The sequence below is a fragment of the Pseudomonas sp. MAG733B genome (genome assembly GCF_036884845.1).
Lineage (GTDB): Bacteria > Pseudomonadota > Gammaproteobacteria > Pseudomonadales > Pseudomonadaceae > Aquipseudomonas.
In genome coordinates this window covers 1,169,839-1,193,349 of record NZ_CP145732.1, presented here as the reverse complement: position 1 = coordinate 1,193,349, position 23,511 = coordinate 1,169,839, and the positions used below count along the sequence as shown (strand labels likewise).

Below are 23,511 nucleotides of genomic sequence, written 5' to 3'. Positions count from 1 at the left end.
GCTTTGCAACGGGGTATGAAAAGCTTGTCGGACGACGGGAAGGTTAACCGCCACGCAGCCCGGCAAGTTCGAACGAACGCCCTCCCTTCACATCCGCATCAGATACTCGCGGCTGCGCTGGGTAATTTTTTCGCGCATGGCGGGTGCCACTTGGTCGAAACGTTTTCTGTCCAGCGTGAACGTCCCGTAATGCTGAATCAGCGTGAGGTGGTAATCCTCCCACTTCCAGAACAGAAACTCGTCCGGGTCGACGGCGGCGAAATACCAGCAATGAATCAGCATGACAGTCAGCCGCCCCTTGGCATCGTAGCCGCAAGGCATCATCTGAAATTGCCTGCCGCGCTCGCTCCCGCTTTTTTGCGCCAGCAGCATCGATGCCCGGAGATTGTCTTTCAACGCCTCGAACGCGTGCATCGCGGCGCTGTACATGCTGCCACTGACGTTTGGCTTGAGTGTCTCCAGGATCGCACTGGAAATCGGTTCATTCAGCACCAGCTCCCGCGTGTCGAGCATGACCGGACGCTGATGAATCCAGCCATGGTGCCAGAGCCCCAGCGTGTAGTGCTGCAACCACTGGTACCACTCGGTTTCGCGGTTGTAGCGAGTGTCTGTGTACTGCTCCAGATACAGCGCGCAGTCCAGCACATCCTGTTCATCGCTTTCGGATACTCCCTCGGTCGCGGAAACGATGGTGCTGCCGGCAATGGCTGCCCGAGCAGGTGCAGGATCGCTGCCCGGCAGCGCAAATGCCTGCGAACGTGCGGTGACCTGCGGGGCATGAGCGGCGGATACCGCATCGGTCAATCCAAGAAAGGCCAGGCGCTGTTCCAGCGATGGAAACTCGATAGGTGTGTCGAACATAAAAAATCCTTTTTGTATGTTTGATGGGTTGATCTCTACGTCAACCAACGACGACAACTAACCAGATGCGGAGGCCTCCAACAATCTGTGGAGTAACACAGGATATTTAGCAGCCGCGGTTCGAGCTGCGTGGAATACGTAAAAAACCGCAGCGACGCGGTATCATTCCGCCCAGTCCCGACCTGGTCGTGGGGCACTTTTTCAAGGAGCAGGCATGACGCCCTGGCTGACAGTTGTAGGCATCGGTGAAGACGGTTTCAAAGGTCTGGGCAAGAACGCCCGGCATGCGCTGCTGCGTGCCTCACGGATCTTCGGCGGTCAACGGCATCTGGATTTGTTGCCGCCTTGCATTCGTGGCGAACGCCAAAGCTGGCCGAGTCCGTTTTCGATCGAACCGGTTCTGGCCCTGCGTGACGAGCCTGTCTGTGTGCTGGCCAGCGGCGACCCGATGTTTTTCGGCGTCGGGGCCAGCCTTGCGCGGCGGGTATCGGCCAATGAAATGCTGACACTGCCGGCACCCTCTTCTTGCTCGCTGGCCGCTGCCAGAATGGGCTGGCCATTGCAGGACGTGGTGACGCTGTCGGTGGTTGCCCGCCCCGTCGCCGCGCTCAACGCGCAATTGTTCAGCGGCGTGCGCTTACTGGTGTTGTGCAACGACGGCAGCAGTCCCGCCGCCATCGCCGCACTGCTGCGTGAACGCGGCTTCGGACCGAGCCGACTTACCGTGCTGGAACATTTGGGCGGCGAAGCCGAGCGGCGTGTCGACGGCATCGCCAGCGACTGGACCGATCCCGACATCGCCGACCTCAACCTGATCGCCATCGACTGCATTGCCGAACCGAATACGCCTCGCCTGTCACGACTGGCCGGTCTGCCGGACTCGGCGTTCAAGCATGACGGCCAACTGACCAAGCGTGACGTGCGCGCAATCACCCTCGCACGCCTCGCACCGATCCCCGGCGAACTGCTGTGGGATGTCGGCGCCGGCAGCGGTTCGATCGGTATCGAATGGATGCGCGCCCACCCGAGTTGCCGGGCACTGGCCATCGAAGCCGACGAAGGCCGGCAGCAACTGATCGAACACAACCGCGATGCCCTTGGCGTGCCCGGCCTGCAACTGATTCGCGGCCGCGCGCCACAAGCCCTCGACGGCCTCGAACCTCCGGATGCGATCTTCATCGGTGGCGGCGTCACCCGCGAAGGCGTGCTGGACGCTTGCTGGACCGCCCTCAAACCCGGTGGCCGGCTGATCGCCAACGCGGTCACGCTGCAAAGTGAAATGACCCTGATGGCCTGGCGTGAACAACACGGCGGTGAGCTGACACGCATCCATATCGCTCAGGCGCAGCCGCTGGGCGACTTCGATACCTGGCGCCAGGCCTTGCCGATTACCGTGCTGGACATGACGAAACCTTGCGATGCGTGACGAGACCGCCGAACAACCCGCACCGCTGCGCAGTGGCCTGACCACGGGCAGCTGCGCCACCGCGACCAGTCTGGCGGCGGCTCGCCTGTTGCTCGCTGGCACCACGGCGGACGCGGTGGAAATCATCCTGCCCAAGGGCAAGCACGTGCCGATGCGTCTGGAGTTCTGTCGACTGGCGAATGAAGGAGCCGAAGCGGGAACCATCAAGGACGCGGGCGACGATCCGGACGTAACCCACGGTGCACTGCTCTACTCCCACGTGCGCCTGAACCATGAGCCGGGCATTCGCTTCAATGCCGGACGCGGGGTCGGCACGGTCACCCGTCCCGGACTGGTACTGGGCGTCGGCGAACCGGCGATCAACCCGGTGCCGCGCAAAATGATCAGTGATCACCTGACCCGACTGGCCGACGAGCTCGGCTACAGCGGCGGCTTCGAGGTCACGGTCAACGTCGAAAACGGCGAAGCTCTGGCACTGAAAACCATGAACCCGCGCCTGGGCATTCTCGGTGGTTTGTCGATACTCGGCACCAGCGGCATCGTCCGGCCGTTTTCCTGCGCCGCGTACATTGCCTCGATCCATCAGGGCATTGATGTGGCGAAAACCAACGGCTACCTGCACATCGCCGCCTGCACCGGCAACGCCAGCGAAGACACCATGCGCCGGGTCTACGATCTGCCGGAAATCGCCCTGATCGAAATGGGCGACTTCGTCGGCGCGGTGCTCAAACATCTGCGCAAAGTGCCTGTGGATAAACTCAGCATCTGTGGCGGCTTCGGCAAGATCAGCAAACTGGCGGCCGGGCACATGGACTTGCACAGCCGGCATTCGAGCATCGACCTGCCACAACTGGCCGAATGGGCCGCCGCGATCGGAGCTGACATAGCGTTGCAGCAAGGCATCCGCGAAGCCAATACCAGCCAGCAAGCCTTGGCCATGGCCAGCGCTGCCGGTGTCGCCCTCGGTGATGCGGTGTGCCGGCACGCGCTGGACTTTGCCCGCAGCGTGGTGCCGGCGCAGGTTCAGGTGGAAGTGTTCGCCATCGACCGCCAGGGCGGGATTGTCGGCCACGCGGGAGCTTTTCAATGAAACGAATCTTGCTGCTCGGCGGCGTGACCGAGGCACTGGCCATTGCCCGCACCTTGGGGCCGGAACACATTTATAGCCTCGCCGGCATCGGCCGGGTGCCTACGGATCTGAGATGCCAGGTTCGCGTCGGCGGTTATGGCGGTGCCGAAGGTCTGGCACAGTTCATTCGCGATGAAGGCATCGATCTGCTGCTCGACGCCACTCACCCTTACGCCGCGCAAATCAGTCAAAACGCAGCGACTGCCGCGCGTTTGAGCGGTGTTCCCTGCTGGGCACTGCGGCGCCCGGCGTGGCAATCACAGGCCGGAGATGACTGGCGCGAAGTCAGCGATTGGTCCGAGCTGATCCAGGCCCTGAGACCCTTTCGTCGACCGCTGTTCACCCTCGGCCGCGAGCCATTGCAGCACCTGGACGAAATCCCGTCGGAGCAATTCTGGACCCTGCGCGCACTCGACGTTTATCCCGGCAACGAGCGCTGCGAAGTGATCGGCGCGCGCGGGCCGTTTCTGATTGATGATGAGCGTGAGTTGTTTGAACGTCGGCAGATCGATGTGTTGATCAGCAAAAACAGCGGCAGCACGGCTACTGAGCCGAAGCTGGAAGTGGCGCGTGAGCGTGGGGTGCCGGTGTTGGTGTTGAAGCGGCCGGTGTTGCCGGGGGTTGAGCGGGAGTTTCTGACGCTTGAGGAAACACTTGACGCGTTGTTGGTGTTCACTTCTTAGGGCAGGATGGTCGGCTTGCATGATAAGTAACCTATTTGTTACCTTCAGGGCCACCTGTGATCACACTCGAAGAATACGTTCAAGACAACGAAACAAGCCCCTTTGGTCGCTGGTTTTCCACCTTGAATGCGCAGGCAGCACTCAAGGTATCCAGTGCGCTGCTCCGGCTGGAACTGGGAAACACATCAAACATCAAGTGGTTCGACGGTCTCGGTGAGTACCGGATAAATTGGGGCCCAGGCTACAGAATTTATCTTGTTCAAGAGGGGAAGCGCCTGATCATCCTTTTTGGTGGGGGCGATAAATCCACACAAAAAACAGACATTAAACAGGCAAAAACACTGATAGCCGAATTTCGATCCCGAAAAAAGGCTGAACGGCACCGGAGATAACGTCATGGCGCTCACCCGAAGCTACAAACACACCATTGCCGAGCGTGCCCAACGTGACCCCGAGTTCGCCCAGGCATTGTTGGATGAGGCTGCTACTCTGTTTCTTAACGGCGAACCTGAAATGGCCCGGATCATCTTGCGCGACCTCATAAACGCTACTGTTGGCTTTGAAGAACTCGCAAAGGAAACGGCAAAACCCAGCAAAAGTCTCCATCGAATGCTGTCTGCCAAAGGCAACCCAAGCATGGATAACCTGGCTGCGATATTTGCCGTAATTCGAGCTACGCTGGGAGTAGATATACAAGTACATGCGGTACGTGCGCACTGAGCCACGTGTTTTTACTGCGACACCAAACCGCACGCACCTTTTTTACTTATCGGCCCTGATCAGGCTAAATAGCCCGCGCCTGATCGCCCACCCAACGGATTTTGTCCCATGTCCCGACAACGGCTCGCAATTGCCTGGATAGCCTGCTTCGCAGTGCTGTTCAACATGCTCGCCATGCCGATGTCCGGAGCGATGGCGCAGTCGGCGAAGTCACCCGCCGAACAATTGTTGTGGGGCAGTTTCTGCACGTCCGGCGGCACCAAACTGGTGGCGATCTCCATCGGCGACATTGAACAGAAAGCCCCGCAGAACGACGATCATTCCAATATGCAGCATTGCTGGTGCTGCTCCGGCTCCGCGCCATTGGTGGCGTTGCCCGGGCATATGCCGCAGTTGTATTTCGCGCAGTTCGAAGCCAATCGAAGCCTGCCCCCCGCATCACTGAATTCCCCGTCACCGCGCCAACAATGGCCGAGTCTCAATCCCCGCGCCTCGCCTCTGGTGTGATTCCTTCTCGCAATTGATCTGCGTTTTGAATCGCTCTGGAGAACTGCCATGTTGAACAAACTCATCGTTCTGGTCGCGCTGCTGCTGCCTGCCTGCTTTGCCAATGCCCACGAATACAAGGCCGGTGCACTGGAAATCGCCCATCCGTGGTCGCAGGAGTTGCCGCCGAATGCGCCGACAGTCGCGGCTTACTTCGTGATTCACAACTCGGGCACGACCGCCGACCGCTTGCTCAGCGTTGACTCGCCGATTTCCGGCGAAGCGCAACTGCACGAGCATGTGATGCAGAACGACCTGATGAAAATGCAGCGGGTTCCCAGTGTGGAAATCCCTGCCGGTGGCAATGTCACGTTTGCCCCGATGGCCTATCACGTAATGCTGCTGGGCTTGAAAGACCGCAGTCTGCTCAGCGACGGCAAGCGCTTTCCGATGACCCTGCACTTCGAGAAGTCCGGTGACGTGACGGTCGAAGTGGCGGTGCAGAAGCAGGCGCCCGAGGTTACGCAACAACACGCGCACGTCCAGTAACCAACTGAGCTGAACACGCCCATGCGCCCGCTTAGCGCCAGGTCATCCAGTCCACGTCGTCAGCCATCGAGCCTGACACGCGGCAGCTGGATCAGCCTGTTCGCCATGCTGATGATCTTTATCGGTCCGCTGATTTCTCAGTCGATGCCGATGGATTCGCGCACCCCGATGTCCATGAACATGTCGATGGACATGAGCATGGACATGTCGGCAATGGAGCACGCCGACCACGGCGCGCAACCCTCGGCCGAACATTGCCCGCCTGCGGCCGGGCACCATGCAATCTGGGAAAAATGCGGCTATTGCAGCCTGCTGTTCAATTGCCCGGCATTGACCGGTGGCGGGTCCTTCGTCGCCTTCAATATCCCGCCCGTCAACACGTTCACCATACCCTCCCCGCGCCTGGGCCATGCCCGGCAAACCTTCTTCCCCGGCGCCCGCACCCGCGCCCCACCCATCGTCACGTAAACAGCCACCCCTGATTTCACACGGTTGAGAAGACAGCTTCTGGTTGTCGGCCGTGTCGTTTACGACTGTTCGATGGAAATTGTCATGTCCAGGTTTTCTGCTGACACAGGCTTGAGCCCTGCCCAAGCCATTTTTACCCAGAACGAATCCAGCATTCGTTTCAGGCACGCCACTGCGATTCTGTGCAGTGCGTTGCTGGCGCCCTCCGCGCTGGCCGATGAACACGCCGGTCACAGTGAAGAACTGAGCCCGACGGTCATCACCGCCATTGCTCCGAGTTCACCGCTGACCATCGTTACCAACCCGAAAGACCCGCGCCAACCGGTGCCGGCCAGCGATGGCTCGGACTATCTGAAGACCATTCCGGGTTTCGCCCAGGTTCGCAATGGCGGCACCAACGGTGACCCGGTGCTGCGCGGCATGTTCGGTTCGCGCCTGAACATCCTCACCAACGGCGGCATGATGCTCGGCGCCTGCCCAGGTCGGATGGACGCGCCAACCTCGTACATCTCGCCGGAAACCTACGACAAGCTGACCGTGATCAAAGGCCCGCAAACCGTGCTCTGGGGCCCAGGCGCTTCGGCAGGCACCATCCTTTTCGATCGCGAACCGGAAAGCTTCGGCGAGCTCGGCACACGGGTAAACGCGAGCGTGTTGGCCGGTTCCAACGGCCGCTTCGACAAAGTGGTCGACGCGGCTGCCGGTGGGCCATTGGGCTATGTGCGAGTTATCGGCAACACCGCGCATGCCGACGACTATCGGGATGGCAACAACGACACCGTCCCGTCGCGCTATGACAAATGGAACGGCGACGTTGCACTCGGCTGGACCCCGGATGCCGACACCCTGCTGGAGCTGACTGCCGGCAAAGGTGACGGTGAGGCGCGTTACGCCGGGCGCGGCATGGACGGCTCGCAGTTCAAGCGCGAAAGTCTCGGCCTGCGTTTCGAGAAATCCAACATCAGCGACGTGATGGAAAAACTCGAGGCGCAGGTCTACTACAACTACGCCGACCACGTCATGGACAACTACACCCTGCGCACGCCGTCCGGCACCGGAATGATGGCCGGGCCGATGGCGTCCAACGTCGACCGCCGTACCCTCGGCGCGCGAATCAAGGGCACCTGGCGCTGGGCCGATGTGCAATTGATCAGCGGCATCGACGCGCAAACCAATGAGCATCGTCAACGCAGCGCGATGGGCATCGACACCTACAAGGACCTGCCGTACACCAAGGATGCCGACTTCCATAACTACGGGATGTTTGGCGAGCTGACCTGGTACGCCGCCGAGCGTGAACGACTGATCAGCGGTGCACGCCTGGACCGCGCTTCGGCCAAGGATTTTCGCCAGACCACCGGCTCGGGAATGATGACCCGGCCGAACCCGACCGCCGACGACACCCGCGCCGATACCTTGCCGAGCGGTTTCATCCGTTACGAACACGACCTGGCCGATAGCCCGACCACGTTGTATGCGGGCGTGGGGCATACCCAGCGGTTCCCGGATTACTGGGAGCTGTTTTCGCCCAACTCCGGCCCCGCCGGGTCGGTGAATGCCTTCGATTCGATCAAGCCGGAAAAAACCACTCAGCTCGACTTCGGCCTGCAATACAAGACCGAAGTTCTCGAAGCCTGGGCCTCGGCCTACGTCGGCCAGGTACGCGATTACATCCTGTTCAACTACACGCCCGGGATGATGGGCATGACCTCGCAAGCCGAGAACATCGACGCGCGAATCATGGGTGGCGAACTGGGCGCTGCCTACAATTTCACCCAAAACTGGAAAGCCGATGCGACCCTGGCCTACGCCTGGGGAAAGAACAGCAGCGATGGCAGTGCATTGCCGCAAATGCCACCGCTGGATGCTCGTTTCGGCCTGACCTATAGCAAAGACAACTGGAGCGCCGGCGCACTGTGGAGAGTGGTCGCCGCGCAAAACCGCATCGACCAGAACAAAGGCAACGTGGTCGGCAAGGACTTCGACAAGACACCCGGTTTCGCCGTGTTCTCACTTAACGGTGCCTATCGGATCAATAGCAACTGGAAGGTCAGCAGCGGCGTCGACAACCTGTTCGGCAAGGCCTACGCCGAACACTTGAACCTGGCCGGCAACGCCGGTTTCGGCTACCCGGCCAATGACCCGCAAGCCATCAAGGAACCGGGGCGCACGCTCTGGACGAAGGTGGACATGAGTTTCTAAGCGTTTCGTGGGCAGCCCGCTCCCCTGTAGGAGCGAGCCTGCTCGCGATCGGTTGCGCAGCAACCGCCAACACACAACTAAAAGATCCAAGCCAAGCGGAGCACACGTGATGAAACAGCCCAAAGTGAATTTCTACAACCTGGCCTGGCGCTGGCATTTCTATGCCGGATTGTTCGTTGCGCCATTCATGGTGATGCTGGCCCTGACCGGCACCATTTACCTGTTCAAACCGCAGCTCGACTCGCTGATGTACAGCAGCTTGCTCAACGTCCCCGCCGGCCATCACACGATCCCGGCCGACGACCTGCTCAAGCGCGTCAAGGACTCGTATCCACAAGGCACGATCAAGCAGTACCTGCCACCGGTGAACGCCGAACGCAGCGCGCAGTTTGTCGTGCTCAACGCTGGCAACGAACTGAACGTATTCGTCGATCCGTACCACGGCGACATCCTCGGCGAGCAAGACGCCAAGAAGAACCTGCAAGCAATCGCGCGGGCGATCCACGGCGAGTTGATGATTGGCACCGTCGGTGACCGGTTGGTTGAAATGGCCGCCGGTTGGGGCGTGGTGCTGGTGGTTTCCGGAGTGTTCCTGTGGTGGCCGCGCGGTCAGGCAGCGGGCATTTTGTGGCCGCGCTTGAGCAGTCGCGGCCGCATCTTGTGGCGCGACTTGCACGCCGTCACCGGGTTCTGGGGCGCGTCCCTGTTGCTGGTGATGTTGCTCAGCGGCATGACCTGGACCGGCTTCTGGGGCCAACAGTACGCGGCCGTTTGGAACGTGTTTCCGGCGGCGATGTGGGATGACGTTCCGAAGTCCGATGTCGAGGCTCGCAGCCTCAACAGCGCCACCCGCCAGACCGTGCCATGGGCCATGGAAAACACACCGATGCCGATGTCCGGCGATCACGCCGAACACATGGCCCACGGTGGCGCACAAGCCGGCCCGGCCGCGCCGACCATCAGCCTGCAAGATGTGCAGAACATCGCCACCCAAAGCAAGGTTGAACCGGGTTACAGCATCACCTTCCCGACCACTGCCACCGGCGTATTCACCATCGCCGTGTTCGCCGATGACCCGCGCAACGATGCCACCCTGCATGTCGATCAGTACACCGGCAAGGTCCTCGCCGATGTGCGCTACGAGCAATACGGCACCGTCGCCCGTGCCACGGAAATCGGCGTGATGCTGCACGAAGGCAAGATGTTCGGTGTGGTCAACCAGATCATCGTGTTGCTGATCTGCCTGATGATCCTGCTCAGCGCCGTCAGCGGTGTGGTGATCTGGTGGAAGCGTCGTCCGCAAGGCAAGTTCGGCGTACCGCCGCTGCGCCACGACCTGCCGAAATGGAAAACCGCGATGGTGATCATGTTCGCGCTGGCGGTGGCGTTCCCGTTGGTGGGGGCTTCCTTGGTGGTGGTGTGGTTGCTGGATCGCGTGGTGTTGTCGCGCTTCACTCGACAGACTGAGTCGGCCTCATCTTCATCATGAAACAGGCGAGATGCGCGGTTTAGAGATGTCTGTAGAATCCCCGCGCATGTCACCCCGACCCCATCGCGAGCAAGCTCGCTCCCACAGGCCTTGCGCAAAACCTGTGGGAGCTGGCTTGCCAGCGATGGGGCCATTAGCATCACCTCAAGAGCCACTGCATGACCTCGCTGAACCTCACAAACCTCGCATGGACACCCCTCGGCCACGGTCACTGTCATCACCAGTTCCAGCTGCGCGATGCCTCGCTGCACGTGGCTGCCGGGGAGTTTGTCGGGTTGATCGGCCCCAACGGTAGCGGCAAGACCAGCCTGCTGCGTTGTGCCTGGCGCTTCAGCAAACCGGAAATCGGCGAGGTCCGGCTCGACCATCAAAACGTCTGGAAGCAATCCTCACGGTGGTGCGCGCAACGCATCGCCGTGGTGCTGCAAGAGTTTCCCGATGCCTTCGGCCTGACCGTGGAAGAAGTGGTCGCCATGGGGCGCACGCCGCACAAAGGCCTGTTCGATGGCGACACGTTGGAAGACGCCCGACTAGTTGATCAGGCGTTGCAATCCGTTGGCCTCAAGGGCTTCGACGACCATGCCTTCTCCACCCTCTCCGGCGGTGAAAAACAGCGGGTGATTCTCGCCCGCGCCCTGGCCCAGCAACCGCAACTGCTGATCCTCGACGAGCCGACCAATCACCTCGACCCACGCTATCAGCTGGAGCTGTTGCAGCTGGTCAAGCGCTTGAAGATCGGCACTCTGGCCAGCATCCATGACCTGAATCTGGCCGCGGCGTTTTGTGATCGGCTGTATGTGATCAATCACGGTCGCATCGTGGCCAGCGGCACGCCAAAAGAAGTCCTCAACGCTGCGCTGCTACGCAACGTGTTCGGCGTCGACGCGCTCATCGATGAACATCCCCTGCACGGCTACCCACGAATTACCTGGATAACCCAACCATGAATTTTCTGCGCTCCAGCCTTTCCCTCGTTCTGATGCTCGGCAGCGCCCAGGCATTCGCCGAGGCCACGCACTACCCGTTGACGATCCAGAGCTGCAACCGTGAGGTGACCTTCCAGCAAGCGCCGAAACACGCGGTCAGCCACGACATCAACATGACCCAGATGATGCTCGCCCTCGGCCTCAAGCCGCAGATGGCCGGCTACAGCGGCGTGTCTGGCTGGAAGTCGGTGACGCCCGAGATGCAGACCATCCTCGACGGCTTGCCGGAGCTGGCGGCCAAGTACCCGTCGGTGGAAACCCTGCTCAATGCCAACGTCGATTTCTTCTTCGCCGGTTGGGATTACGGCATGCGCGTCGGCGGTGATCTCACACCGCAAACCCTGCAACCGCTGGGTATCAATGTGTATGAGTTGACCGAATCTTGCGCCTTCGTGATGAAGCGTCCGCCGGCCAGTCTGGAAGACACCTACAACGACCTGCGCAACCTCGGCAAAATCTTCGACGTGCAGGATCGCGCCAACGCGGTCATCGCCAGGATGCAGACGCAAGTCACCGAGATTCGCAAAGACCTGCCCGCCGACAAACCACGGGTGTTCCTGTACGACAGTGGCGAAGACCGGGCGATGACGTCCGGCCGTTTGGGCATGCCGCAAGCGCTGATCGATGCGGCGGGCGGGCAAAACATTCTCGACGACGTCGACGCGAGCTGGACCCGGGTCAACTGGGAGAACGTGGTCGAGCGCAATCCGCAGGTGATCGTGATCGTCGACTACGGCGAAGTCACCGCCGCACAGAAGATTGAATTCTTGCGCAGCAACATGGCGCTGCAATCGGTGGACGCAATCAAGCACCAGCGCTTCATCGTCATTCCTTATGTGCAGGCCACGCCGGGGATCGATAACGTGCTGGCCGTCGAAACCCTGGCCAAGGGTTTCCACGGCGCATGATCAATCGTCGCTACGCCTTGCTGTTGGTTGCCCTCGGCGCGCTGTTGCTGGTGTCGTGCGTGGTGTCGCTGGGCTTCGGTCCGGCGCGGGTACCGGTGGACGTGGTGTGGCGGATTCTGTTGCACAAGCTGTTCGACTTCGGTGTGCCGGACTGGAGCGCCGGACAGGAACACATCGTCTGGTTGATCCGCGTGCCGCGCATGTTGCTTGGGGCATTGGTCGGTGCTGGGCTGGCGCTGATCGGTGCGGTGCTGCAAGCGGTGACGCGCAATCCGCTGGCCGATCCGCATTTGCTCGGGGTCACCTCTGGCGCGACGCTCGGCGCGGTGATCGTGGTGCTGCACGTCGGTGAAATCGTCGGCCTGCTCACCTTGCCCATCGCGGCATTTATCGGTGCGCTGCTGAGCATGCTGGTGGTGCTGATGATCGCCAGCCGTCACGGTCGCCTGGACAGTGATCGGCTGTTGCTGTGCGGTGTGGCGGTGTCGTTCGTCATGATGGCAATCGCTAACTTGCTGCTGTTCATGGGCGACCACCGCGCCAGTTCGGCGGTGATGTTCTGGATGCTTGGCGGCCTCGGGCTGGCGCGTTGGGAGTTGTTGGCTGTGCCAGCCGTCAGTGTGCTGCTCGGCCTGGTTTTGCTGCTGGGCATGGCGCGACCGTTGAATGCGTTGATGGCCGGCGAACAAACGGCGGTGACCCTGGGATTGAATGCGCGCACCGTTCGCCTGCGGGTGTTTTTGATTGCCTCATTGATGACCGGCGTGCTGGTGTCGATCAGCGGCTCGATCGGTTTTGTCGGGCTGATGGTGCCGCACATTGCGCGGCGCCTGGTCGGGGCTGAACACCGAAGATTGCTGCCGGTGTGCATGTTGCTCGGCAGTGTGTTTCTGGTTTGGGTCGATGTTGCCGCCCGCACGATGATCGCCCCGGAAGACTTGCCCATTGGTGTGGCCACCGCAGCTATTGGTGGTTTGTTCTTTATCGGCCTGATGCGTCGCCGCTGATCCAACACTATTCAATGTGGGAGCGGGCTTGCTCGCGAATGCGGTGTGTCAGAAAACATAAATGGTGACTGACACACCCTCTTCGCGAGCAAGCCCGCTCCCACAGTTTTGATCGGTGTTGTCCGCCCCAATGTGGCGCATTGCAGCGCACCAGTGCACGCAAGCCGTCCCTTCATGGTGCGCCACCCAACCGCGCAACCGCTCTGAAACGACATTTCCCTGCCTTTTCCCGACCGGGCACAGCCCTTGCTAAAGACCCTTCAGTAGTCCGCATCTGCCAACCAAGAAAATTCATAAGTTCATGGAGATCGCACAATGAAGCGTCGCAGTTTGATCAAGGCTTTCACACTCTCGGCATCCATTGCCGCGATGGGCATGACCTGGACTGTCCAGGCCGCCGAGACCATTAAGGTCGGTATTCTGCATTCGTTGTCCGGCACCATGGCGATCTCCGAAACGTCGCTCAAAGACATGGCGCTGATGACCATCGACGAGATCAACGCCAAGGGCGGCGTGAACGGCAAGATGCTGGAGCCGGTGGTCGTGGACCCGGCGTCGAACTGGCCGCTGTTCGCTGAAAAGGGCCGTCAACTGCTAACCCAGGACAAGGTCGCCGTGGTGTTCGGTTGCTGGACGTCCGTGTCGCGCAAATCGGTGTTGCCGGTGTTCGAAGAACTCAATGGCCTGCTGTTCTACCCGGTGCAGTACGAAGGCGAAGAAATGTCGCCGAACGTGTTCTACACCGGCGCCGCGCCGAACCAGCAAGCGATCCCTGCCGTTGAATACCTGATGAGCGAAGAAGGCGGCAGCGCCAAGCGCTACTTCCTGCTCGGCACCGACTACGTCTACCCGCGTACCACCAACAAAATCCTGCGCTCGTTTCTGCACTCCAAGGGCGTGGCCGACAAGGACATCGAAGAGGTCTACACCCCGTTCGGTCACAGCGACTATCAAACCATCGTCGCCAACATCAAGAAGTTCTCGGCCGGTGGCAAAACCGCCGTTATCTCCACCGTCAACGGCGACTCCAACGTGCCGTTCTATAAGGAACTGGCGAACCAGGGCCTGAAAGCCACCGACGTTCCGGTCGTGGCGTTCTCGGTCGGCGAAGAAGAGTTGCGCGGCATCGACACCAAACCATTGGTGGGCAACCTCGCTGCCTGGAACTACTTCGAATCGGTGGAGAACCCGGCGAACAAGAAATTCGTCGCCGACTGGAAAGCCTACGCCAAGAAACACAACCTGCCAGGCGCGGATAAAGCGGTGACCAACGACCCGATGGAAGCTACTTACGTCGGCATCCACATGTGGGCGCAAGCCGCTGAAAAAGCCAAGTCCACCGACGTCGACAAAGTCCGTGAAGCCCTCGCCGGCCAGACCTTTGCCGCACCGTCCGGCTACACCCTGACCATGGACAAGACCAACCACCACCTGCACAAGCCAGTGATGATCGGCGAGATCCAGGCCGACGGTCAGTTCAACGTTGTATGGCAGACCGAAGGGCCGATCCGCGCCCAGCCGTGGAGCCCGTTCATTCCGGGTAACGACAAGAAGCCGGACTATGCGATGAAGAGCAACTAAGCCACAGGAACAAGCCCTCAACCCTGCAGGAGCTGAGCTTGCTCGCGATAGCGGTATGCCTGACACACCGCCATCGCGAGCAAGCTCGGCTCCTACAGGGGCCGTCGTCGCCCTTCAGGACGTAGCTATGTCCCTTTATCGTTTGCTTCTCGCCTGTGTTTTTTTCCTGTTGCCAATGGCCACTCACGCCGGCGACGCCGAAGACTTCGTCGCCGCCAATCCCGTGCAGCAAGCCAAGCTGCTGGAAGCCTGGGCCGCGCAGCCCGATCCGGCCCGTGTCGAACTGATCAACGCCCTGCAACAAGGCGAATTGACCGTCGACGGCCAGCCGAAAACCTTGCGCCTGAACAACCGCCTGCGGGGTCTGATCGACACCGCCCTGGCCAGTCATCAATTGCTCGCCGCCGACGCCAAACTTCGCCTGGCCGCCGCGCAGCAACTGCAAAAAAGCGCCAAACCGGCACAGCTGAAATTCCTCGACAAGCAACTCGCTGGCGAACAGGACGAAAGCGTCCACGCCGCCCTGAGCCTGGCCTTGGCCAACCTGCAATTAGTTGACGCCGACCCCGCCGTGCGTCTTGCCGCTGTGCGCCTGCTCGGCGAAACCGGTGATCCACTGGCCCGCACCCGCCTCGAAAGCTTGCTGGAGCCAGGCGTCGAAACCGACGCCAATGTGCGCACCGCTGCTGAAACCAGCCTCGCTCAAGTCAAACGCAAACTGCTGGTCGGCGAGCTTCTGGGGCAGGCCTTCAGCGGCATGTCGCTGGGCTCGATCCTGCTGCTCGCCGCCCTCGGTCTGGCGATCACCTTCGGCCTGCTCGGCGTGATCAACATGGCCCACGGCGAGATGCTGATGCTCGGTGCCTACTCCACGTACGTTGTGCAGTTGATGTTCCAGCGCTACGCGCCACAGGCCATCGAGTTCTATCCACTGATTGCACTGCCGGTGGCATTTTTCGTCACCGCCGCCATCGGCATGGCGCTGGAGCGCACGGTGATTCGCCACCTCTACGGCCGCCCGCTGGAAACCCTGCTCGCTACCTGGGGTATCAGCCTGATGCTGATTCAACTGGTGCGTCTGGTGTTCGGTGCGCAGAACGTCGAAGTCGCCAACCCGGCGTGGTTGTCGGGCGGGATTCAGGTGCTGCCGAATCTGGTGCTGCCGTACAACCGCATCGTGATCATCGCCTTCGCCTTGTTTGTCGTGGTGCTGACCTGGTTACTGCTGAATAAAACGCGCCTTGGCCTGAACGTGCGCGCCGTGACGCAGAACCGCAACATGGCCGCCTGCTGCGGCGTGCCCACCGGACGCGTCGACATGCTCGCCTTCGGCCTCGGCTCAGGCATTGCCGGCCTCGGTGGCGTGGCCCTGAGCCAGATCGGCAACGTCGGCCCGGACCTCGGCCAAAGCTACATCATCGACTCGTTCCTGGTGGTGGTGCTCGGTGGTGTCGGGCAACTGGCCGGTAGCGTGTTGGCGGCGTTCGGTCTCGGCATTGCGAACAAGATTCTCGAACCGCAAATCGGTGCCGTACTCGGCAAGATCCTCATCCTCGCGCTGATCATTCTGTTCATCCAGAAACGTCCGCAAGGCCTCTTCGCACTCAAAGGAAGGGTGATCGACTGATGAACCAGCCCCTGCTCGTTACCGCAACCCAAAAAGCCGGCCCCAAAGTCTCGATTGCCGTCGGTGCGGTGATCCTCGTTCTGCTGTTGGCGCTGCCGCTGCTGTCGCTGCTATCGCCGGACAGCGCGTTTCACATCTCGGCCTACACCCTGACCCTGGTCGGCAAAATCCTTTGCTACGCCATCGTCGCCCTCGCGCTGGATCTGGTCTGGGGCTACGCCGGTTTGCTGTCTCTCGGCCACGGCCTGTTCTTCGCACTCGGCGGCTATGCGATGGGCATGTACCTGATGCGCCAGGCCTCCGGCGACGGCTTGCCGGCCTTCATGACGTTCTTGTCGTGGACCGAACTGCCATGGTTCTGGACCGGCACCAGCAGCTTTCTCTGGACCCTGTGCCTGGTGGTGTTGGCGCCGGGATTGTTGGCGCTGGTGTTCGGTTTCTTCGCCTTCCGCTCGCGGATCAAGGGCGTGTATTTCTCGATCATGACCCAGGCTTTGACCTTCGCCGGCATGCTGCTGTTTTTCCGCAACGAAACGGGTTTCGGCGGCAACAATGGCTTCACCAATTTCCGCACCATTCTCGGCTTCGGCATCACCGAACCGGGCACCCGTGCGGTGCTGTTTTTCGCCACGGTGATGTTGCTGGTAGCGAGCCTGTACATCGGCTGGCGCCTGGCGCAAAGCAAATTCGGCCGGGTGCTGACCGCGCTGCGCGATGCGGAAAACCGCCTGATGTTCTGCGGCTACGACCCACGTGGTTTCAAGCTATTCGTGTGGGTATTGAGCGCAGTGTTGTGCGGCCTCGCCGGTGCTTTGTATGTGCCGCAAGTCGGGATCATCAACCCGAGCGAAATGTCGCCGACCAACTCGATTGAAGCGGCGGTGTGGGTCGCCCTCGGCGGTCGCGGCACTTTGATCGGCCCGCTGCTGGGCGCCGGCGTGGTCAACGGCATGAAGAGCTGGTTCACCGTGGCGTTCCCTGAGTACTGGCTGTTCTTCCTCGGCGCGCTGTTCATCGTCGTGACGTTGTATCTGCCCAAAGGCGTGATCGGTTTGCTGAAGAAAAGAGGTGAACAATGAGAACCACTGCGACGGCTGAATTCATGCTCGAACCGGCGTTCTTTCCCGTGGAGCCCAACAAGGATGCCGGCAGCAGCCGCGACGCCATCGGCTTGGGTCAACGGGTCGAACCGGGCCTGAACACCCGCCACGGCACGATCCTGACCCTGGAAGACATCAGCGTCAGCTTCGATGGTTTCAAGGCCCTGAACGATTTGAACCTGTACATCGGCGTCGGCGAGCTGCGCTGCATCATCGGCCCCAACGGCGCGGGCAAGACCACGCTGATGGACGTGATCACCGGCAAGACCCGGCCCAGCCATGGCAAGGCGTGGTTCGGCGAAACTCTGGACCTGACGCAGATGAGCGAAGTGCAGATCGCCCAGGCCGGTATCGGTCGCAAGTTTCAGAAGCCGACGGTATTCGAAGCCTTGAGCGTGTTTGAAAACCTTGAGCTGGCACAAAAAACCGACAAGTCGGTGTGGGCCAGCCTGCGGGCTCGCCTCAACGGAGAACAGAAAGATCGTATCGCCGAAGTGCTCGACACCATTCGCCTGACGGCTTCGGTCAATCGTCCCGCTGGATTGCTGTCCCACGGTCAGAAGCAGTTTCTGGAAATCGGCATGTTGCTGATGCAGGACCCGCAATTGCTCCTGCTCGACGAGCCGGTGGCGGGCATGACCGACGCCGAAACCGAATTCACCGCCGAGCTGTTCAAGCGCCTGGCCGGCAAGCATTCGCTGATGGTGGTGGAACACGACATGGGTTTCGTCGGCTCGATTGCCGACCACGTCACCGTATTGCATCAGGGCAGTGTGTTGGCCGAAGGGTCGCTGGAGCAGGTGCAGGATAACGAGCGGGTGATCGAGGTTTATCTCGGTCGATAATTTTTCGCTCTTGTAGGAGCAAGGCTTGCCCGCGATGGGTGCACCGCGGTTTAACTGAAAGAACGTGTCATCGTTCATCGCGGGCAAGCCATGCTCCTACAGGGGATTGAGGGGTATTTGAGAATGCTGCAAGTCGACAAGCTGCACCAGTACTACGGCGGTAGCCACATCCTGCGCGGCCTGACGTTTGACGTGAAGGTCGGCGAAGTCACTTGCCTGCTCGGGCGCAATGGCGTGGGCAAGACCACCCTGCTTAAATGCCTGATGGGTTTGCTGCCGGCCAAGGAAGGCGCGGTGAATTGGGAAGGCAAACCGATCACCACGTTCAAGCCGCATCAACGGGTGCATGCCGGAATCGCCTACGTGCCCCAGGGCAGGGAGATCTTCGGTCGCCTGACCGTCGAGGAAAACCTGCTGATGGGCCTGTCGCGTTTCCCCGGCAGTGAGGCGAAAGAAGTCCCGGCGTTCATCTATGAGCTGTTCCCGGTGTTGCTGCAAATGAAGCAACGCCGGGGTGGCGACCTGTCCGGCGGCCAGCAACAACAACTGGCGATCGGACGCGCCCTGGCCAGCCGCCCTCGCCTGCTGATTCTCGATGAGCCGACCGAAGGCATTCAACCGTCGGTGATCAAGGAGATCGGAGCCGTGATCAAAAAACTCGCGGCCCGTGGCGACATGGCGATCCTGCTGGTGGAGCAGTTTTACGATTTCGCTGCCGAACTGGCCGATCAATACCTGGTGATGTCCCGGGGCGAGATCGTGCAACAGGGACGTGGCGAAAACATGGAAGCCGAAGGTGTGCGCGGACTGGTTACCATCTAATCTGTAGCGACCTAACGATAATTAGAAATCATGAATTTACCTGCCCAAACAATGCTGTTCACCCCGAGCTGGCACGCCGAGCTGGAGCTGGGCTACGCCCGCTTCGGCGACACCACGCGCCCGGTCCAGCGCCGTCACCTTGGCCCCTTGCGCGTGCAAAAGCACCTGTATGCCGAAGGGCCTGAAGTCTGTCAGCACATCATCGTCCACCCGCCGGGCGGGATTGCCGGGGGTGATCGGCTGGACATCTCGGCCAGTGTTGGCAGCGACGCCTGGGCGCAAATTACCAGCCCCGGTGCGGCCAAGTGGTATCGCGCGGCCGGTTCCGCCTATCAGCGGCTGGACTTGCGAGTGGCGTCCGGTGCGACACTGGAATGGCTGCCGCAGGAGACGATCATTTTCAGTGCGGCGCAGGCTGAACTGAGCACCTCAATTGACTTGGAAGGCGACGCACGCCTGTTCTACTGGGACGTGGTGGCTCTGGGTCGCCCGGCCAGCGGCGAACGCTTCGACCTCGGGCATTTTCAGGCGCAACTGGATATCCGTCGCGACGGCCAGTTGCTCTGGCACGAACGTCAGCGCATTGTCGGCAATGACGGTTTGCTTGATTCGCCGATTGGGCTGGACGGGCAACCGGTGTTTGCGACCTTGTTGGTGACGGGCGAGATCGACAGCGATTTGCTGGAACAGTGCCGCTCGCTGACTCACAACGTGCGCGGGGATCTGACGCAATTGCCGGGGTTGTTGGTTGCCCGATGTCTGACCAGCGAAGCGTTACTTGCCCGAGGCTGGTTGATTGATTTGTGGAGGTTGCTGCGCCCGGCATTGCTTGGCCGCGACGCCATACCACCGCGAATCTGGAACACCTGAACACCGATCCCTGTGGGAGCTGGCTTGCCAGCGATGCTTTTGGCGGCCTCGAGGTCCCCATCGCTGGCAAGCCAGCTCCCACAGGGGTCGTGTTTACGTGCCCGAATACCTTTTTATCTGCCCTGATGGATTGCACCAATGGACCTGACCCCACGTGAAAAAGACAAGCTGCTGATCTTCACCGCCGGCCTCGTCGCCGAGCGGCGTTTGGCTCGCGGCGTGAAACTCAATTATCCGGAGGCCATGGCCTATATCTCCGCAGCGCTGCTCGAAGGCGCCCGCGACGGCCAGACCGTGGCCGAGTTGATGCACTTCGGCACCACCCTGCTCAGCCGCGAACAAGTGATGGAAGGCATCCCGGAAATGATCCCGGAGATTCAGGTCGAAGCGACTTTCCCCGACGGCACCAAACTGGTCACCGTCCACCAACCGATCGCCTGAGGCCACGCCATGACTTACCAAATACGCGATGCGGTGCATGCCGACCTGCCGGCGATCCGCGACATCTACAACGACGCAGTGCTCAACACTACCGCGATCTGGAACGAACAGGCCGTGGACCTCGGCAACCGCCAGGCCTGGTTCAGCGCGCGACAGTCCCAGGCTTACCCGATTCTGGTGATCGTCGACGCAGACAACACCGTGCTGGGTTACGCCTCGTTTGGCGATTGGCGGCCGTTCGACGGCTTCCGTCACACCGTCGAGCACTCGGTCTACGTGCGCAGCGATCAGCGCGGTAACGGCCTCGGGCCAAAATTGATGGACGTGCTGATTGAGCGCGCCAAGGGCTGCGGCAAACACGTGATGGTCGCCGCCATTGAAAGTGGCAACGCCGCGTCCATCCGTATCCACGAGCGCATCGGTTTCGTGACCACCGGGCAGATGCCTCAGGTGGGCACCAAGTTCGGTCGCTGGCTTGACCTGACCTTCATGCAACTGACCCTCAATCCTGGCGCGCAACCACCGGCCGCCAACAAGGAGTGATAGCCCATGAACCCCGCCCAACTGCGACGCGTCAACGTTGAAAGCTTTGCGCACTATCGTCAGGGTTTGATTGATCTGCTGCTCGATGCCGTCGGCTATGGCGCCAGCGTCGGCTTCATGGCCGACCTCGATGCCACGCAGGCCCGCGCGTATTTCGATGAGGTTCAGGAGAATCTGAACAAGGGCAATGTGTTGCTTTGGGTGGTGGTCAAGGACGAACAGGTGCAGGCCAGCGTGCAACTGGGGCTGTGCCAGAAAGCCAATGGTCTGAACCGCGCCGAGGTGCAAAAACTACTGGTGCGCGAGCACGCGCGGCGTCGTGGTCTGGGCCAACAATTGATGACCGCACTGGAACAGGCCGCGCTGCAATACAAACGCGGCATGCTCTACCTGGACACTGAAGCCGGCTCGCCCGCCGAAGATTTCTACAAGGCGTTGGGTTACACCCGCGCCGGTGAGATTCCCGACTACGCCTGCGACCCGAGCGGCCTCTACAGGCCGACTGCCCTCTATTACAAAGTTCTGCAAGGAGCCCATTGATGATTCCCGGTGAATACCAGATCCAGCCCGGCGACATCGAACTCAACGTCGGCCGCCGCACGATCAGCATGACGGTGGCCAACAGCGGTGACCGGCCGATCCAGGTCGGCTCGCACTATCACTTTTTCGAAACCAACGACGCCCTGACCTTCGACCGCGCCGCCAGTCGCGGCATGCGCCTGAACATTCCCGCCGGCACCGCCGTGCGCTTCGAACCGGGACAGAGCCGCGATGTCGAGTTGGTGGACCTGGCCGGGCATCGCCGGGTGTTCGGGTTTGCCGGGCGGATCATGGGCGATCTCGACTGAAATGCTCACCAGTGGCGAGGGAGCTTGCTCCCGCTCGAGTGCGAAGCGCTCGCTAATCAGAAACATGTGGTGTGCCTGACGAAATCCGATTGCAGGTTTTAGGGCTGCTGCGCAGCCCAGCGGGAGCAAGCTCCCTCGCCACAATGGATCGCACACCGCCACCTATCATTTATAAGGCGAACGAATGAAGATTTCCCGTCAAGCCTACGCCGACATGTTCGGCCCCACCGTCGGCGACAAGGTCCGTCTGGCCGACACCGAGCTGTGGATCGAAGTGGAACAGGACTTCACCACCTACGGCGAAGAAGTGAAATTCGGCGGCGGTAAAGTCATCCGTGACGGCCAGGGCCAAAGCCAGTTGCTGGCCGCCGAAGTGGTCGACACGCTGATCACCAATGCGCTGATCATCGACCATTGGGGCATCGTCAAGGCGGACGTCGGCCTCAAGGACGGGCGCATCGCGGCGATCGGCAAGGCCGGCAACCCGGACATCCAGCCCAACGTGACCATCGCCATTGGCGCCGGCACCGAAGTAATTGCCGGTGAAGGTATGATTCTCACGGCCGGCGGTATCGACACTCACATCCACTTCATCTGCCCGCAGCAGATCGAAGAGGCGCTTATGAGCGGCGTCACCACCATGATTGGCGGCGGCACCGGCCCGGCCACCGGCACCAACGCCACCACCTGCACCTCCGGGCCGTGGCATCTGGCGCGCATGCTCCAGGCTGCCGACGCGTTCCCGATGAACATCGGCCTCACCGGCAAGGGCAACGCCAGCCTGCCGGAGCCGTTGATCGAGCAGGTCAAGGCCGGCGCCATCGGCCTCAAGTTGCACGAAGACTGGGGCACCACCCCGGCGAGTATCGACAACTGCCTGAACGTCGCCGACCAGTACGACGTGCAGGTGGCGATCCACACCGACACCCTCAACGAATCCGGTTTCGTCGAAACCACCCTCGGCGCATTCAAGGGCCGCACCATCCACACCTACCACACCGAAGGTGCCGGGGGCGGTCACGCGCCGGACATCATCAAGGCCTGCGGCTTTGCCAACGTGCTGCCGAGTTCGACCAACCCGACCCGGCCGTTCACCCGCAACACCATCGATGAACACCTCGACATGCTGATGGTCTGCCACCACCTGGACCCGAGCATTGCCGAAGACGTGGCGTTCGCCGAAAGCCGCATCCGCCGCGAGACGATTGCCGCCGAAGACATCCTCCATGACCTCGGCGCATTCTCGATGATCAGCTCCGACAGCCAGGCCATGGGCCGTGTCGGTGAAGTCATCACGCGCACCTGGCAAACCGCCGACAAGATGAAAAAGCAGCGTGGCCCGCTGCCGCTGGACGGTGAAGGCAACGACAACTTCCGCGCCAAACGCTACATCGCCAAATACACCATCAACCCGGCGATCACCCACGGCATCAGCCATGAAGTGGGTTCGGTGGAAGTGGGCAAGTGGGCGGATCTGGTGCTCTGGCGCCCGGCGTTTTTCGGCGTAAAACCGACGCTGATCCTCAAGGGTGGCGCCATCGCGGCCAGCCTGATGGGCGACGCCAACGCTTCGATTCCAACTCCGCAACCGGTGCACTACCGCCCGATGTTCGCCAGTTACGGCGGCTCGCTGCACGCCACCAGCCTGACCTTTATCAGCCAGGCAGCGCACGAAGCAGGCTTGCCTGAAGCGCTGGGGCTGAAGAAGAAAATCGCCGTGGTCAAAGGTTGCCGCGAGGTGCAGAAAACCGACCTGATCCACAACGATTACCTGCCGAACATCGACGTCGACCCGCAGACTTATCAGGTCAAGGCCGATGGAGTTTTGCTCTGGTGTGAACCGGCGGAAACCCTGCCGATGGCGCAGCGTTACTTCCTGTTCTGAATCGGCGGGTGCGCCACAAACAAAGGCCTCGTACA

At 61.0% G+C, this 23,511-nt stretch carries 25 protein-coding genes; 24 read left to right on the top strand and 1 reads right to left on the bottom strand.

The genetic code is table 11. The features are described from left to right. Positions 1 to 87 precede the first annotated feature (87 nt). Positions 88 to 861: a hypothetical protein gene (locus tag V6Z53_RS05395; RefSeq protein WP_338584495.1), complete on the bottom strand. Its 774-nt coding sequence runs from the start codon at positions 859 to 861 to the stop codon at positions 88 to 90. A gap of 214 nt (positions 862 to 1,075) precedes the next feature. On the opposite strand from V6Z53_RS05395, the gene cbiE reads away from it, so the two are divergent. The 24 genes from cbiE to ureC all read left to right on the top strand — a co-directional run bounded on the left by cbiE (position 1,076) and on the right by ureC (position 23,476). Further along, entirely contained in the window at positions 1,076 to 2,287 is a 1,212-nt protein-coding gene (cbiE, locus tag V6Z53_RS05390; protein ID WP_338584494.1) for a precorrin-6y C5,15-methyltransferase (decarboxylating) subunit CbiE, read from the top strand. Then, a complete protein-coding gene (locus V6Z53_RS05385; protein WP_338584493.1) occupies positions 2,280 to 3,377 on the top strand; it encodes a cobalt-precorrin-5B (C(1))-methyltransferase in 1,098 nt (365 codons plus the stop codon). Before cbiE ends, V6Z53_RS05385 begins: the two co-directional genes overlap by 8 nt. Further along, positions 3,374 to 4,099, top strand: a complete 726-nt coding sequence (locus V6Z53_RS05380; RefSeq protein ID WP_338584492.1) for a cobalt-precorrin-6A reductase — start codon at positions 3,374 to 3,376, stop codon at positions 4,097 to 4,099. Before V6Z53_RS05385 ends, V6Z53_RS05380 begins: the two co-directional genes overlap by 4 nt. 56 nt (positions 4,100 to 4,155) lie before the next feature. After that, entirely contained in the window at positions 4,156 to 4,491 is a 336-nt protein-coding gene (locus V6Z53_RS05375) for a type II toxin-antitoxin system RelE/ParE family toxin (protein WP_338584491.1), read from the top strand. 4 nt (positions 4,492 to 4,495) lie between these two features. Next, entirely contained in the window at positions 4,496 to 4,819 is a 324-nt protein-coding gene (locus V6Z53_RS05370; RefSeq protein WP_338584490.1) for a transcriptional regulator, read from the top strand. 108 nt (positions 4,820 to 4,927) lie between these two features. After that, positions 4,928 to 5,326, top strand: coding sequence for a DUF2946 domain-containing protein (locus V6Z53_RS05365; protein WP_338584489.1), 399 nt, complete (start codon positions 4,928 to 4,930; stop codon positions 5,324 to 5,326). A 48-nt stretch (positions 5,327 to 5,374) separates the two neighbouring features. After that, positions 5,375 to 5,854, top strand: coding sequence for a copper chaperone PCu(A)C (locus V6Z53_RS05360; protein WP_338584488.1), 480 nt, complete (start codon positions 5,375 to 5,377; stop codon positions 5,852 to 5,854). A 21-nt stretch (positions 5,855 to 5,875) separates the two neighbouring features. Next, complete coding sequence (locus tag V6Z53_RS05355) at positions 5,876 to 6,322, top strand: DUF2946 domain-containing protein (protein ID WP_338584487.1); 447 nt, start codon at positions 5,876 to 5,878, stop codon at positions 6,320 to 6,322. 84 nt (positions 6,323 to 6,406) lie between these two features. Then, positions 6,407 to 8,524, top strand: coding sequence for a TonB-dependent copper receptor (locus V6Z53_RS05350; RefSeq protein ID WP_338584486.1), 2,118 nt, complete (start codon positions 6,407 to 6,409; stop codon positions 8,522 to 8,524). Between the two features lie 109 nt (positions 8,525 to 8,633). Further along, on the top strand, positions 8,634 to 10,013 hold the full coding sequence (locus V6Z53_RS05345; protein WP_338584485.1) for a PepSY domain-containing protein: 1,380 nt from the start codon (positions 8,634 to 8,636) through the stop codon (positions 10,011 to 10,013). A gap of 158 nt (positions 10,014 to 10,171) precedes the next feature. Next, positions 10,172 to 10,960, top strand: coding sequence for an ABC transporter ATP-binding protein (locus tag V6Z53_RS05340; protein WP_338584484.1), 789 nt, complete (start codon positions 10,172 to 10,174; stop codon positions 10,958 to 10,960). Further along, on the top strand, positions 10,957 to 11,907 hold the full coding sequence (locus V6Z53_RS05335) for an ABC transporter substrate-binding protein (RefSeq protein ID WP_338584483.1): 951 nt from the start codon (positions 10,957 to 10,959) through the stop codon (positions 11,905 to 11,907). The genes V6Z53_RS05340 and V6Z53_RS05335 overlap by 4 nt, the downstream gene beginning before the upstream one ends. Further along, the gene (locus V6Z53_RS05330; RefSeq protein WP_338584482.1) at positions 11,904 to 12,914 is read left to right on the top strand and encodes an iron ABC transporter permease; all 1,011 of its coding nucleotides are present in this window, start codon (positions 11,904 to 11,906) and stop codon (positions 12,912 to 12,914) included. The genes V6Z53_RS05335 and V6Z53_RS05330 overlap by 4 nt, the downstream gene beginning before the upstream one ends. A 315-nt stretch (positions 12,915 to 13,229) precedes the next feature. Next, positions 13,230 to 14,495 carry an urea ABC transporter substrate-binding protein gene (gene urtA / locus V6Z53_RS05325; RefSeq protein WP_034149690.1) on the top strand — a complete coding sequence of 422 codons (1,266 nt, stop codon included), beginning with the start codon at positions 13,230 to 13,232 and terminating at the stop codon, positions 14,493 to 14,495. Between the two features lie 127 nt (positions 14,496 to 14,622). Then, on the top strand, positions 14,623 to 16,122 hold the full coding sequence (gene urtB, locus V6Z53_RS05320) for an urea ABC transporter permease subunit UrtB (RefSeq protein WP_338584481.1): 1,500 nt from the start codon (positions 14,623 to 14,625) through the stop codon (positions 16,120 to 16,122). Beyond that, entirely contained in the window at positions 16,122 to 17,201 is a 1,080-nt protein-coding gene (gene urtC / locus V6Z53_RS05315) for an urea ABC transporter permease subunit UrtC (protein ID WP_338584480.1), read from the top strand. Before urtB ends, urtC begins: the two co-directional genes overlap by 1 nt. Continuing rightward, positions 17,198 to 18,067 (top strand): urea ABC transporter ATP-binding protein UrtD, encoded by an 870-nt coding sequence (urtD, locus tag V6Z53_RS05310; protein ID WP_338584479.1) that lies wholly within the window; start codon positions 17,198 to 17,200, stop codon positions 18,065 to 18,067. The genes urtC and urtD overlap by 4 nt, the downstream gene beginning before the upstream one ends. Before the next feature lie 123 nt (positions 18,068 to 18,190). Beyond that, positions 18,191 to 18,889, top strand: coding sequence for an urea ABC transporter ATP-binding subunit UrtE (gene urtE / locus V6Z53_RS05305; protein ID WP_008031204.1), 699 nt, complete (start codon positions 18,191 to 18,193; stop codon positions 18,887 to 18,889). A gap of 30 nt (positions 18,890 to 18,919) precedes the next feature. Further along, on the top strand, positions 18,920 to 19,759 hold the full coding sequence (locus V6Z53_RS05300; protein ID WP_338584478.1) for an urease accessory protein UreD: 840 nt from the start codon (positions 18,920 to 18,922) through the stop codon (positions 19,757 to 19,759). 138 nt (positions 19,760 to 19,897) lie between these two features. Next, a complete protein-coding gene (ureA, locus tag V6Z53_RS05295) occupies positions 19,898 to 20,200 on the top strand; it encodes an urease subunit gamma (RefSeq protein ID WP_007907366.1) in 303 nt (100 codons plus the stop codon). Positions 20,201 to 20,209: 9 nt separating this feature from the next. After that, positions 20,210 to 20,743 (top strand): N-acetyltransferase family protein, encoded by a 534-nt coding sequence (locus V6Z53_RS05290; protein ID WP_338584477.1) that lies wholly within the window; start codon positions 20,210 to 20,212, stop codon positions 20,741 to 20,743. Between the two features lie 6 nt (positions 20,744 to 20,749). Then, positions 20,750 to 21,283, top strand: coding sequence for a GNAT family N-acetyltransferase (locus tag V6Z53_RS05285; protein WP_338584476.1), 534 nt, complete (start codon positions 20,750 to 20,752; stop codon positions 21,281 to 21,283). Then, positions 21,283 to 21,591, top strand: a complete 309-nt coding sequence (locus tag V6Z53_RS05280; RefSeq protein WP_338584475.1) for an urease subunit beta — start codon at positions 21,283 to 21,285, stop codon at positions 21,589 to 21,591. The genes V6Z53_RS05285 and V6Z53_RS05280 overlap by 1 nt, the downstream gene beginning before the upstream one ends. Positions 21,592 to 21,775: 184 nt before the next feature. Continuing rightward, a complete protein-coding gene (gene ureC, locus V6Z53_RS05275) occupies positions 21,776 to 23,476 on the top strand; it encodes an urease subunit alpha (RefSeq protein WP_338584474.1) in 1,701 nt (566 codons plus the stop codon). The last annotated feature ends 35 nt before the right edge of the window (positions 23,477 to 23,511 follow it).